The sequence below is a fragment of the Pseudarthrobacter sp. LT1 genome (genome assembly GCF_035621795.1).
Taxonomy (GTDB): domain Bacteria; phylum Actinomycetota; class Actinomycetes; order Actinomycetales; family Micrococcaceae; genus Arthrobacter.
Window position 1 is genome coordinate 3,074,847 of sequence record NZ_CP141830.1, and the last position, 13,118, is coordinate 3,087,964.

11 protein-coding genes are annotated in these 13,118 nt (G+C 65.0%); 3 read left to right on the top strand and 8 right to left on the bottom strand.

All coding sequences use genetic code 11. From position 1 onward, the window contains the following. The first annotated feature begins 143 nt into the window (after positions 1-143). A complete protein-coding gene (locus VIK36_RS14435; protein WP_018768505.1) occupies positions 144-359 on the top strand; it encodes a helix-turn-helix domain-containing protein in 216 nt (71 codons plus the stop codon). Between the two features lie 5 nt (positions 360-364). Here the strand turns inward: VIK36_RS14435 and VIK36_RS14440 are convergent, their stop codons facing one another. Continuing rightward, positions 365-934, bottom strand: a complete 570-nt coding sequence (locus VIK36_RS14440) for a hypothetical protein (RefSeq protein ID WP_324642465.1) — start codon at positions 932-934, stop codon at positions 365-367. A 139-nt stretch (positions 935-1,073) separates the two neighbouring features. Here VIK36_RS14440 and VIK36_RS14445 point away from each other — a divergent pair, with 139 nt between their 5' ends. Continuing rightward, positions 1,074-1,961, top strand: a complete 888-nt coding sequence (locus VIK36_RS14445; RefSeq protein WP_324642466.1) for a hypothetical protein — start codon at positions 1,074-1,076, stop codon at positions 1,959-1,961. A 162-nt stretch (positions 1,962-2,123) separates the two neighbouring features. After that, complete coding sequence (locus tag VIK36_RS14450) at positions 2,124-2,630, top strand: Rv3235 family protein (protein WP_255172661.1); 507 nt, start codon at positions 2,124-2,126, stop codon at positions 2,628-2,630. A 117-nt stretch (positions 2,631-2,747) separates the two neighbouring features. Here the strand turns inward: VIK36_RS14450 and secA are convergent, their stop codons facing one another. From secA to mtrA, 7 genes are all read right to left on the bottom strand, one after another. Then, positions 2,748-5,489, bottom strand: coding sequence for a preprotein translocase subunit SecA (secA, locus tag VIK36_RS14455; RefSeq protein WP_324642468.1), 2,742 nt, complete (start codon positions 5,487-5,489; stop codon positions 2,748-2,750). 99 nt (positions 5,490-5,588) lie between these two features. Further along, positions 5,589-6,800 carry a winged helix-turn-helix domain-containing protein gene (locus VIK36_RS14460; RefSeq protein WP_324642469.1) on the bottom strand — a complete coding sequence of 404 codons (1,212 nt, stop codon included), beginning with the start codon at positions 6,798-6,800 and terminating at the stop codon, positions 5,589-5,591. A gap of 48 nt (positions 6,801-6,848) precedes the next feature. Beyond that, positions 6,849-7,574 (bottom strand): ribosome hibernation-promoting factor, HPF/YfiA family, encoded by a 726-nt coding sequence (gene hpf / locus VIK36_RS14465; protein WP_159631557.1) that lies wholly within the window; start codon positions 7,572-7,574, stop codon positions 6,849-6,851. Positions 7,575-7,718: 144 nt separating this feature from the next. Continuing rightward, a complete protein-coding gene (locus VIK36_RS14470; protein WP_324642470.1) occupies positions 7,719-8,621 on the bottom strand; it encodes a ComF family protein in 903 nt (300 codons plus the stop codon). A 135-nt stretch (positions 8,622-8,756) separates the two neighbouring features. After that, positions 8,757-10,472 (bottom strand): LpqB family beta-propeller domain-containing protein, encoded by a 1,716-nt coding sequence (locus VIK36_RS14475; RefSeq protein WP_324642471.1) that lies wholly within the window; start codon positions 10,470-10,472, stop codon positions 8,757-8,759. Then, the gene (gene mtrB, locus VIK36_RS14480) at positions 10,469-12,262 is read right to left on the bottom strand and encodes an MtrAB system histidine kinase MtrB (RefSeq protein WP_324645289.1); all 1,794 of its coding nucleotides are present in this window, start codon (positions 12,260-12,262) and stop codon (positions 10,469-10,471) included. Before mtrB ends, VIK36_RS14475 begins: the two co-directional genes overlap by 4 nt. A gap of 136 nt (positions 12,263-12,398) precedes the next feature. Further along, the gene (mtrA, locus tag VIK36_RS14485; protein WP_255172666.1) at positions 12,399-13,073 is read right to left on the bottom strand and encodes an MtrAB system response regulator MtrA; all 675 of its coding nucleotides are present in this window, start codon (positions 13,071-13,073) and stop codon (positions 12,399-12,401) included. Positions 13,074-13,118 lie beyond the last annotated feature (45 nt).

Below are 13,118 nucleotides of genomic sequence, written 5' to 3' on the forward strand. Positions count from 1 at the left end.
CCCCTAGGTACACCGGACCTGCCCACTCTGGCCGGACTCCTCATTGTTACCGCCAGGGACCGAGAACAAAAGTCATTTGTCTAAATACCGGCTATCTGTGGAAAACGGGCGCAAACAACGTCATGTGATGGCAAAATGGGCGTATGCCAAGGTTCCTCACGCTCGCAGACGTCGCCGAGCAACTCCAGATCAACTCCCCCGCCGCGTACGCCTTGGTCCGCAGCGGGGAGCTGAAGGCCATTCAGGTTGGCGGCCGCGGGCAGTGGCGCGTCGAGGAGAAGATGCTGGAACAGTACATCGAGGAACGCTATGCCGAGGCCAGCCGCATGATCCAGGAGTCCCGTTCGAAGTCAGTGTGACGCCCTTAGGCTCCGCCGGCCTTATGGGACTTGATCATCGCCAGCGCCGCAAAAGGTATCGCTGACACCTGGCCAACGCTTTGGGCCCTCCGTGCCTCGCCCGGAATCACCGCGGCAAGGTCGATGTAGTTCCGGCCGACCCGGTCAATGACGCCCTCCACCCGCACGGCTCCGGTTCCCCCGGCAATCATCACGGTCACTTCCGCCCGGTCCCGGGCAAGGGCCCGCAGGGAATGGGCAAGTCCGATCGAGCGGCGGACCGGTGAGTCCTCCATCCGCACATGCCTGCCCAGGCCCACGTACCGGGCTGCGGCCGCATAGGGAATGAGCACCTGACTCCGTTCTTCATCCAGGACCAGCGCATCAGCTCCAACATGGGTCAGCTCCCCCTGCGCCGATTCGCCGCACAGGAGGTGGACCATGATCCTGTAACCAACGGCTGCCCGGAGCCTGTCATCGAGCCGCAGGCCAACCATCTCGGCCCGCATCCGCTCGCTGACCTCGCTCTCGAGCGCCAGCCGGTCAGCCTCCGCGAGCTGGCTTTCCATGTCGTTGAAGAGTGCACCCCAGCGCATCCCGCCAGCGTAGGGTCCCCTGCCCCGCCCGTCAACGCGCGCCTTATTTCACTCCAACGTCTGGACAAAACGTGTTTAGGCGGTTCAGACTGAGTCAAACAACATCAAACAGGGTCAAACAACGTCAAGGCGGTTGTAAATGGGACACTCAGGTAGGACGGGATGGTCGGATGCCGCCATAGCGTTGGCCTTTCTGGTGCTTGGAATCCTGCTCTGCATCCTGGGAGCGGGCCAGCTGGTGCAGTGGCAGGACGCCGCCACGCATCAGCAGGGGTGGACCGTAGAGGTCCTCCTGGCAGCCGCCGCAACAGCAGTCGGCCTCGGACTTTTGCTGTGGTGGGCATTTTCGATGCTGGCTGCTGGAGCCTCCGTCCTGCTGGAGCGGCTGGGCCGGTACCGGGCTGCTGCGGCCGCCCGCCGGCTCTCACCTGCATTCATGCAGCGGGCGGTGATTGCCGCCTTTTCGATGCAGCTGATAGCCTGCGCCGCGGCACATGCGGCCACCAACGCGCCGGGGCCGGAGTGGACACCCACGCACGAACAGTCCTCGGCGGCTTCCGCCAACCCTGCAACTGCGCACGTTGCTCCGACACCCGGCCAGGGCGCTGGCCCGGGCATGCATCTCTCTGTCCAACCGGGCCCCGCGGAGGTGCCACCACCGGACCGGGAAGCCGCGTCGCCGGCATGGCAACCCGCCGCGGCCCTGCCCACCGCCGCCACGCCCAACCCGGGATGGCAACCTGCCTCCCCGGTGGTGGAGCCAGGCCTGCTCGCCGCACCGGAAACCAGGACCGCCGCCGGCGCGGAGCCGGACCCACGGAAAGCGATTGGCGGGGCGGCCCCGGTGACCGTGCTTGCCGGCGACACACTATGGGACATCGTGGCGGCCCAGCTGGGGCCGGAGGCATCGGATGTGGACATAGCCCTCGAATGGCCCCGGTGGTACGCAGCGAACCGCGGACTGATCGGCGGGAGACCGGATGTCCTGCTACCGGGACAGATCCTCCAGGCGCCGCAGGCGCCATAGCCACTGGCGTTTTCCGTGCTGCGCCGGCGCCGGGGCCGGGGCAAATAATACCGAAGATCCAACCGACGTGCCGGCATGCCGGACCGGCCTGCCCGCATTGCCCGGCGCCATGCCAGCCAATAGATCATCAGCTATTCCGCTATTCGAACCAAGGGGAACACCATGACCGCAGTGACACCTGCCCGGACCGCCCAGCGGCTGGCTGCCAACACCGTAAACGGCGGGAGGGCCCTCGCGAAAACCGCGTCAGCGTCAACAACGGCGGTGACCGCAGGCCGGTCCCGCGCCGCGGACCCATCGTCCCTGAGGCCCGTCAGTGAAGCTGCGGAAGTAAGGGCCATTACCCGCGGAACGGTTCAGGCTGCCATGGAGGTCCTGGCAGGGATCCGTCCCATACACCAGCTGGCGCGCCGGCTGGATCCTCGGTGCCTGGCATCGCTGCAGCACCGGGCCGCGCTGATCAGGCGCGAACTTACCCGGACGGGCAATCCCGCCCTTGCCCGTCTACACCGGAACTCCACAGTCCGCTCCGTGCGGGTGTGCGAGGTAGCGGAGGGAATTTACGAGGCAAGCGCTGTCGTGGTGGATGACGTACGGGCACGTGCCGTTGCCGTCCGGCTTGAGCGCAGCAAGCAGGTCTGGCGCATCGTTGAACTCGTCATCGGCTAAACCGCTGGGTGATTTGATGCGCATCCGAAAGCACACGGTGCACCATACAAACAGGGCAGGGGCCCATCGGCCCCTGCCCTGTTCATTAACGCCTGTGCGCGTTTACGGCTGTGTCTACTAGCGCTTTTTCTTCTTCGCCGGGCGCTTGGCGGCGTCCTGGGCAGCTGCCTTCGCAGGGTTGCCGGAGCGTCCACTACCTGCCCGGGTTTCCACCCGGGTTTGCGTTCCGCCGGTCTCGCTGGGAGCCGTGTACTGCAGCTGCGCGGGCTTTTCGGGGGCCTCGAGCCCGGCGGCATGGACCTGCGGGTCCACGTGCTCAGTATGTCCGCCGGCCGCGTCCTGGACGACGACATCCTGGGCCGGCGTCACCTCGACCTCAAGGTTGTAGAGGAAGCCAACGCTTTCCTCCCGGATGGCCTCCATCATGCTTTGGAACATGGCGAAACCTTCGCGCTGGTACTCCACCAGCGGATCACGCTGCGCCATGGCGCGCAGGCCGATGCCCTCTTTGAGGTAATCCATCTCGTAGAGGTGTTCCTGCCACTTGCGGCCAATGACGGAGAGGACCACACGGCGCTCGAGTTCCCGCATGCTTTCGGAGCCGATGACCTCCTCGCGGGCCTGGTACACCAGGCGGGCGTCGGAAAGGATCTCCTCCTTCAACAGCTCCACGGTGACCCTGGACTTGCCACCGGCCTCTTCGATGATGTCTTCGGGAGTAACGCTGACAGGATAGAGCGTCTTAAGGTTCGTCCACAGCTGGTGGAAGTCCCAGTCGTCGCCGTTCCCTTCCGCGGTGGCGGCGTCGATCAAGGCAGCGATGGTGTCCTCAATGAAGTACTGCACCTTCTCGTGCAGGTCATCACCTTCCAGGATCCGACGGCGGTCGCTGTAGATGGCTTCGCGCTGGCGGTTGAGGACGTCGTCGTACTTCAGCACGTTCTTGCGCTGCTCGGCGTTGCGGCCTTCCACCTGCCCCTGGGCAGAGGCGATGGCCCTGGATACCAGCTTTGATTCCAGCGCAACGTCGTCCGGCACCGAGCTGTTCATCAGCCGTTCCGCCGCCCCGGAATTGAAGAGCCGCATGAGGTCGTCGGTCAGCGACAGGTAGAACCGGGATTCACCCGGGTCGCCCTGGCGGCCGGAACGGCCGCGGAGCTGGTTGTCGATGCGTCGCGACTCGTGGCGTTCGGTGCCCAGGACGTACAGGCCGCCGAGGTCCAGGACTTCCTCGTGTTCGTCCTTGACGGACTGCTTGGCGGCTTCAAGCGCTGCGGGCCACGCGGCTTCGTACTGTTCGGAGTTCTCCTCCGGGTCCAGCCCGCGCTTGGCGAGTTCGGCGACAGCCGTGAATTCGGCGTTTCCGCCCAGCATGATGTCAGTGCCGCGGCCGGCCATGTTCGTGGCCACGGTGACGGCACCCTTCCGGCCTGCCTGAGCGACGATGGCAGCTTCCCGGGCGTGATTCTTGGCGTTCAGGACCTCGTGGCGGATACCTTCCTTGGCAAGCAGCTTGGACAGGTACTCGCTCTTCTCCACGCTGGTGGTGCCCACGAGGACGGGCTGGCCTTTTTCGTGACGCTCGGCGATATCGCGCACCACGGCGTCGAACTTTACAACCTCATTCTTGAACACGAGGTCCGCCTGGTCGATCCGCTGCATGTCCCTGTTGGTGGGGATGGCCACGACGCCCAGCTTATAAGTGCTCATGAACTCGGCCGCCTCAGTCTCGGCGGTACCGGTCATTCCGGAAAGCTTGCCGTACATACGGAAGTAGTTCTGGAGCGTCACGGTGGCCAGAGTCTGGTTTTCCGCTTTGATCTCGACGCCTTCCTTGGCCTCGATCGCCTGGTGCATGCCTTCGTTGTAGCGCCGGCCGGCCAGGATGCGGCCGGTGTGCTCGTCAACGATCAGCACTTCGCCGTCCAGGATGACGTAGTCCTTGTCCCGCTTGAAAAGTTCCTTGGCCTTGATGGCATTGTTCAGGAACCCGATAAGGGGGGTATTGGCGGACTCGTACAGGTTGGAGATGCCGAGGTAGTCCTCCACCTTTTCGATCCCGCTCTCCAGGACGCCCACCGTACGCTTCTTCTCGTCGACCTCGTAGTCCTTTTCGGGCTGCAGCCGGAGCACCACTTTGGCGAATTCGCTGTACCAGCGGTTGGTGTCCCCCTGCGCAGGCCCGGAGATGATCAACGGGGTGCGCGCCTCATCGATGAGGATTGAGTCCACTTCATCGACGATGGCAAAGTTGTGGCCGCGCTGGACAAGTTCGGTCCGGTCCCACGCCATGTTGTCGCGCAGGTAGTCGAAACCAAACTCGTTGTTGGTCCCGTACGTGATATCGGCGGCGTACTGCTGACGGCGAACGGCGGGATCCTGGTTGGCCAGGATGACACCGCTGGTCAGGCCCAGGAAGCGGTAAACGCGGCCCATGAGCTCGGACTGGTATTCGGCGAGGTAATCGTTGACCGTGACCACGTGGACGCCCTTGCCGGTAAGGGCGTTCAGGTAGGCGGGAGCGGTCGCCACCAGGGTCTTGCCTTCACCGGTCTTCATTTCAGCGATGTTGCCCAGGTGCAGGGCGGCGCCGCCCATGAGCTGGACGTCGAAGTGGCGCATGCCCAGGGTGCGGGAGGAGGCTTCACGCACTGCTGCGAAAGCCTCCGGAAGCAGGTCGTCGAGCTTCTCGCCGTCCTGGTGGCGGGCGCGGAGGCGGTCCGTCTCCTCGCGCAGTTCGGCGTCGGTAAAGGTCTTGAATGAGTCTTCGAGGGCGTTGATGGAATCGGCATAGTTCCGCAGCTGCCGGAGTGTTTTCTTGTCACCCGTGCGGAGAATTTTTTCGATAAGTGATGCCACGTGAAGATGCTCCCAGTCTGATGCCGCCGAATTCTGGCGTGTTCAGTCTACGGGAGAGACACGCCGCCGGTGCTCCTTTTCCCTGAGAGCGGATACTCCCTACGGACGTGCCAGCTCCTGCGCCAGCCGGGCGGCAAGGTCTCCTGCCGGCCCCACTTCCACATCCGGCAGGCCAAGCCATTGGCCCATGAGCTTGAGCTCGGCGGCAAGTTCGACGGCGGTATCCGCCGGTGCGTCGGGCTCGGCGAACGCGGCCCTCGCCAGCAACCGGCCGCCGGCCCGGTCTGCTTTCAAATCCACCCGCGCCACGATCCTGTCACGCAGCAGGAAGGGCAGCACGTAATAGCCGAAGCGCCGGTTGGGTTCCGGGGTGTAGATCTCGATCCGGTAATGGAAGCCGAACAGTTCGGAAAGGCGCCGCCGCTCAAAGACCAGGGAATCGAACGGGCTCAAAAGCGCCCGGCCGGTGGCACGCCGCGGCAGCAGCGAATCCACATGCCGGAAGATCTTCCGGTTCCAGCCCGCCACCGTGACGGGTTCCAGCCTGCCTTGCTCCACCAGGTGCTCGACAGCCAGGGCTGTGGCCTTGACCGGAGTCCGGAAGTAGTCGGCGAAGCAGCGGATGCTGCCGATTCCGTGGGCCTGGGCGGCCGCGTCGGTCAGGCGCCGGAGTGCAGCCTCTGGATCCCTCTCCCCTGCGGCGGCGGCCGCATCCGGGAGGACCTTGGAGGTCAGCGTGTACCTGCGCTCGAACTGCCCGGTCCGGGAGGCCGCCGACACCAGACCCGCTTCGAAGAGGTGTTCAAGGACCCGTTTCACGGCGTTCCAGTTCCACCCCCAGTTGTCCGCCTGTTTCTCTTCGACATGCCCAATCCGTGCCGTCAGTTCAGATGCCGTCATGGGCCGGGACCGGGCGAGGACCGCCAGGATCTTGGCAGCAACCTCATCGCGGAGCACGGGGTCCATCCGGGACGCGCCCACCCAGGCCCGCTTTTGCCAGAGAAGGAGGTCCTGGTAATGCTCCGGCCGGATGTAGCTGGCTTCGTGAGCCCAGTATTCGAACATCCGTCGCGGGTGGCTGGCGGACATGCGCTGCAGGATGTCCCGGTCATAGTTGCCAAGGCGGGAATAGAAGGGCAGGAAGTGGCTGCGGACCAGGACGTTTACGGAGTCGATCTGGACCAGCTGGAGACGGGCAAAGGTACGGCCCACCGCCCGTGCTGTCACGGGGCCGGTGGGCCGTCCTTTGTGGAGTCCCTGCGCTGCCAGCGCGATCCGCCGGGCCTGGTCAAGGCTCAGCGTTGCCGACAATTCAGACCTCTCTGGTGGTTGGTACCACCTTGGACGTTGCCAGGTACGTCAGACAGTGGCGGCTGCGTCGTCGGAGCGGTAGGCAAGGACCTTTTCCTCCACGACAGTGTCCCCTGGCTCGCATTCGTGGTCCAGGGTAATGACGCCGTAGGTCCAGCCGCGGCGGCGGTAGACCACGGACGGCGTGTTGGTGGCCTTGTCCACGAAAAGATAGAAGTCGTGGCCGACGAGCTCCATGTTGTCTACGGCGTCGTCGAGGGTCATGGACGCAGCGGGGAAGACCTTGCGCCGGATCAGTACCGGCGAGCTCCCGGCCGGGATGTCGTTCTCGACATCGTAGGGGGATTTTTCCTCCGGCGCCTGCGCTGTTTCGCTCCTGCGGTTGGCCTCGAGGTAGAGCGGTTCGTGCGCGCTGGCTGGTTCAAGGGAGGCGGTTGCTTCACGGACGGCCTTGGGCGTGTGGCGGCCATGGTGGACCTTTTTGCGGTCCTTCGCGCGCCGGAGGCGCTCAAGCAGCTTGTTGTAAGCGAGGTCAAAGGCGGCAAATTTGTCTGCGGCGCTCGCTTCGGCACGGATTACGGGGCCCCTGCCCAGGACTGTCACTTCGACGGTCAACTGGTCGCCGGTTTGCCGGGCGTTGGTCTCCTTGGAGACTTTCGTATCCACCCGCTGGATCTTGTCGCCAAGCGATTCGATCTTTGCGATCTTTTCCCCGGCGTATTCGCGGAACCGGTCTGAAACGGTCAGATTTCGTCCGCTGATCATAAACTCCATGGTGCCCTCCAAATGACTTCGGTGACACGACGGCGGCACTTCCCTGGGCCGGGCTGTTTGACAGTCGAGCCCCTCTCCGAGCCGCCATCGAAAGGTACATTCTGTTCTTGGTACCCACCACCGACGTTAGTTCATAGCCACCTGTTATTCATCCTTTCCCGGTTTATTTTTTTCTAAGTCATGGCTCCTTCCGTGCGGTCCGGCGGCGGGCGTGGCGGGGTCCGCAGCAGCGGGCGGGCGTGTCGCGGCAAGCACGACGGCGCCCCTCACCTGGGCTCCGGCCAGGTGCAGGGCCCGGGCTGCTTCTCCGATGGTGGCGCCGGTTGTCAGGACGTCGTCGACAATGATGCAGGGACGGCCCAGGACCTTGGTTCGGGCGCGGGATTTGACCTGCATGGACCCCCTGACACGTTGGGAGCGGGCGCCCCTGCCCAGACCTTTTTGGCCCGCCAGACCTTTCTGCCCGCCCAGACCCTTTGGTCCTTCCAGAAGCGCCCGGGGCTTCTTGCCCAGGACATCCGCGACGTCGAGGCCTGGCAGTTGCCGTGCGGCTTCCTTCAGGAGCAGATGGACCGGGCTGAACCCCCGGTTGACGTATGCCGCGGTACCGGTGGGCACCGGAACCAGCAGGAACCCGCTGCCGCCGCGGGCCGCTGCCCTGACCGCCACGGCCAGCGCCCTGCCAAGGTTCCTCCCAAGCTGGTGCTGGCCGTGCCTTTTGAACGACAGCAGGCCTTGAGCCAACTCGTCCCGGTACACCCCCGCGGCCACCACCGGCAGCATGATGGTCCCGTCGACATCCATCAGCGCGGGGGCTCCGCTTTCGGCGCGGAAGGGGTCCCTGGTCAGCTGGCGGATGCGGCTGCAGCACGAGGCGCAAAGGGTCCGGTCTTCGGCCCCGCAGCAGACGCAGTCCACCGGCACCGCCAGTGCAAGGAGATCTGCCGCCGCGCCGGACACCCAGTCGAGAAGGCGCAGGAGCGCTGCGGCGTGTTCGGCCCTGTGCAGTGCCGGCCAGGGCGGCGGCGGCTGAAGGTCGGGATCCATCCGCCGGGTCCCCTGCCGGCCAGGGCCAGCTGTTCCGCTTCCTCCGGATATTCCGTTCACTGCCCCAGCATGCAGCAGATGCCCAGGCATCAGGAGAGTCTGGCGCACCTATGTGGACAAGTCGGATGACAGGGGTCAGCCGGGAAACGCGGGGTCGATGGGACCCTTGATCTGCGGCGACCAGCCATTGCCGAGGCGCTGGAAGATACCCTCTCCGGACTGGACGTAGATGTCGTCTGCACCATTTCCGGCACTGATGGCAACCAGTCCGGGCCAGGGAGCCAGCTGCTGCGGCTGTCCGGAGGTGAGGGACAGCAGCTCCGGCGTGACGTTCGCACCGGCTGCCTCCTTCATAACGGCAACGGTGGTTCCGTTCACCCACACACCTTGGTCGGGATCGCCGGCGCTGACCAAAGTGATGGGCGCGGTCAGTTCGCGCGGCGTGCCGTCGCCGGCGCGGATCACCCCGGCCACCTGCACCTTGGACTTCCCGTTCTGCTCTGAAATGACCAGGGCGCGCACGCCGTCGCGTGAGATCCGGAGCTCCTTCACCGTCCGGCCGGCAAGCCACGATGGCGCCAGCGTCACGGACGGGACAGGTGCCCCCTCCGCCACTCCGGTGGGATGGAACGCCACGACTTCGGTGGCACCGGTAGCACCGGGTCCGGCCGTCCACACCCAGTCGTTAACACTGAAGGACGGCCGGCTGAGGGTGCTCCGGGTGGTCAGGGCACGGGCAGGTTGCCCCGGGCTGATGCTGTAAAGCGTGGTGCGGCCGTCGTTGAGAAAGGCGGCGGTCTGCGACACCGCGGATTCCGCAGGGTAGCGCGGGTTTAGCGCGGAGACCGGCTGCATGTCGGGCAGTGGCGAAACGCGGTTGTTCTCGTAGCGCACCAACTCATTGCCACTGATGGCGATCTGGCGGGAAGGAACGGTTTTATCCAGCACCGGAGGAAGGACGGACCCGTTGTCCTCCACCCGGACCAGGTCCTGGTTGGCACGCAGCTCAACGTTGACAACGTCGGGCTGGCTGCGGAACGTCAGGGTCAGCTGCATCTGCATGCGCAACCGGTCCTCCGCCGAGGTTTCCGTCAGCTCCTTTGCCGTCAGATCCACCTGCGCGGCCCCGGAGACCACCGGGACAGACTCACGTGCCAGCTTGATTCCCGATGGGAACGCGCTGGCGACGGCGCCGCGGAGGTATGGGGCGGGCCCGGCCAGCAGCGCGCTGGTCATGGCTTTGACGGTCTTGTTCTTCAGGAACCAGCGGACATCCGGGATGGCGTAGGTGAACGTGGGGTCGTAGAAGTAGATGGGGTAGGCGCCGTAGATCACTTTGAACGTTTCCTCGGCGATGGCCGTCCCGTCCGGAATCGCGGAGATCCGCCATTCGCCGTCCACCTGGGTCACCGTCACCGGAATGCGTTCCACTGTTCCCGGCGGCGACTGGGTGGCGATGCCGTCGGCGTCCACGGTGTAGGAGACATCCAGCTCGTAGTTGAAGACGTTTTCTGTTTCTGTGGGGACGACGCGTGCCTCCCGGTAGACCAAGGCTCGTTTGTCCGGCTTCCAGGACACCGCCGACGCCTGCGTCAGGTACTGGCGGGCCACGGCGTAGTCGTCCTCGTAGCCGCTGCCGGCCCGGTAGAAGTAGTCGATGATTGTTTCCGGGGACGCACCGGGCTGGGGTGCTGCGGGAAGGAAGACGGGCGCGTTGACGTTGCCGGCGCTGCTTTCGCTGCTTTTCCCCACCGGGCCGGAGGTGGGGATCCGCGCGCAGCCCGACAGGAGGACGATGAGCAGCACGAGCAGTGCCGCGGGGTACCTGGCATGGCGCATCGAGGCCCTCATGGTGTCTCCTCGGGGGGCCGCACTGGGGCGGGACCGGCCGCACCAGTCTGGAGCAGCAGCATGTTTTTGTAGTCCTGTTCCGCGGGTATGCTTCCCGGCGCTCCGGGGATGGTGGCGTCCCTGGGTTCGAGCTGAACTGGTGACTCGGTGATTGCGCCGTCCTGCCGCAACGGAAGGGTCAGCCGGAAGTTGGCGCCATCGCCTTTCCTGCCCCATGCCTGGAGCCAGCCATGGTGCAGTTTGGTGTCCTCCATGGCGATGGACAGTCCCAGGCCGCTGCCTCCTGTCGTGCGGGCGCGGGCGGGGTCGGCACGCCAGAACCTGTCGAAGACCCTGGCCGCCTGCGATGGGTCCATTCCGATCCCGTGGTCCCGGACGGAAACGCCCACCGCCGTCTCATTTATCGCGACCGTGACAGTCACCGGCTTGCCCTCACCGTGCTCCACGGCGTTCAGGATCAGGTTCCGCAGGATCCTGTCGATCCGCCGGGCGTCCATTTCCACGATCACGGCCTCGTCCGGGGCTGTGTAGAGGATTTCCGAGCCATACTCGGCTGCGACCGGCGCCGCGCCCTCAATGACGTGGGCGATGACCTGGAGCAGGTCCTCAGGTTCAGCATCCAGGACCGCCACGCCTGCATCGAAGCGGCTGATTTCCAGCAGGTCGGAGAGCAAGGACTGGAAGCGCTCCACCTGGTTGTACAGCAGCTCGGCGGACCGTTTGTTGATGGGGTCAAAGTCGTCCCGGGCGTCGTACAGAACCTCCGCGGCCATCCGGACGGTGGTCAGCGGTGTCCGGAGCTCGTGCGAAACGTCGGACACAAAGCGCTGCTGCATCTGCGACAACGTGGCCAGCTGGGTGATCTGCTCCTGCAGGCTGGCTGCCATGTGGTTGAAGGAGGCACCAAGGCGGGCCACTTCGTCCTCGCCTTTGACCACCATGCGCTCCTGCAGCTGGCCGGCTGCGAGCTTCTCGGAAACCATGGCGGCGTGACTCACCGGGCTGACCACGTTGCGCGTGACATACCAGGCGACGGCGCCGATCAGCAGGACCAGTACCGCACCGCCGGCCCAAAGGACGCTTTGGATCTCATTCAGAGTTTGCTGCGCGGTGTTGAGGTCGTAGATCAGGTACAGCTCGTAGACAGTGCCGTTGAAGGTCACCTTGTTGCCCACGGCGATTCCCGGCCGGTCCTCGGTCCCAACGGGAATGACGGTGGATGCCCAGTACTGGTCCTTCCCGGATTCCTGGACTGCTTTGCGCAGGTCAGGGGGGATGACGCTGACCGTCAACTGGTCCGACGCGCGGGATTCAACCCAGCGGTTGCGGGGTTTGGTCTGGTTGGGCACCGCCTCGAAGACGTAGCGCCTTTGGATGACCGAACCGCGCCCTTCCACGGCGCTGAGCGTGTCCGAGACCAGGGTGATGACGCTCGACTGGTCGGTGACCTGGGCGCCGTCGAACGTCTCCTGAACCTGCTTTACGTTGTAGCGTGTCTCGGATTCGGCCTGCGTCAGCCGCTCCTGGAACAGGTTGTTGGCGATCTGGTTGGACAGGTAGGCACCCACCACAGCGAACGACGTCACGGCCAGCATCAGGGTGGTAAGAACGGTTCGGAACTGCAGGGACCGGCGCCAGCGCTGCTGCAGCGCCCGGCCAAGGTACCTCAGCCCCGGGAGGAAGCGGCGGACTCCGGTACGCACCAGCCGTGCCACGCGCAGCGCCACGATCACGGCGCGACGCTGCCAGATTCGTGCGCGGAAGGCAACATGCCGAAGACCGGGAGTCACGGAATTTCCGGGTCCGGGCACGTTGGCCTCGTCGCCGCCCTGGGATGGGCTGTCCGGCCCGGCGCCGCGGCTCAAACCTTCATCAGCGGCGTGCGGCGTTGTGCGCTGGTCCGGTTGCCCGCCCTGCGCAGCGGGGTCAGACCCCTGCTTTGTAGCCGACACCACGCACCGTCAATACAACTTCCGGAGCTTCCGGGTCCTGCTCGATCTTGGACCGCAGGCGCTGGACATGGACGTTGACCAGGCGGGTATCAGCGGCGTGGCGGTAGCCCCAGACCTGCTCCAGCAGAAGTTCGCGGGTGAAGACCTGCCAGGGCTTGCGGGCCAATGCCACCAGCAGATCGAATTCCAGCGGCGTCAGGGAGATCCGCTCGCTGCCCCTGCTGACGGTGTGCCCGGCGACGTCAATGGTGATGTCCGCGATTTTAAGCGTCTCGGGGGCCTTCTGGTCGCCGGGGCGAAGGCGGGCACGCACGCGCGCCACCAGTTCGGCGGGTTTGAACGGCTTGGGCACGTAGTCGTCAGCGCCGGATTCCAGTCCGCGGACGACGTCTGAGGTATCTGACTTGGCGGTCAGCATGACGATGGGCACATCCGACTCAGCGCGGATCTGGCGGCAGACCTCGATGCCATCCATACCGGGAAGCATGAGGTCGAGCAGGACCAGGTCCGGCCGCGACGACCGGAAAACGTCGAGGGCCTGGGCGCCGTCGGCGCAAAAGACCGGCTCGAAGCCGTCATTACGGAGGACAATTCCAATCATCTCGGCCAGCGCTTCGTCATCATCTACCACCAGAATGCGTGCCTTCATAGCTATATATTCCCTTATCGGGATGGGTTTGTCCTGTTGAGCGGC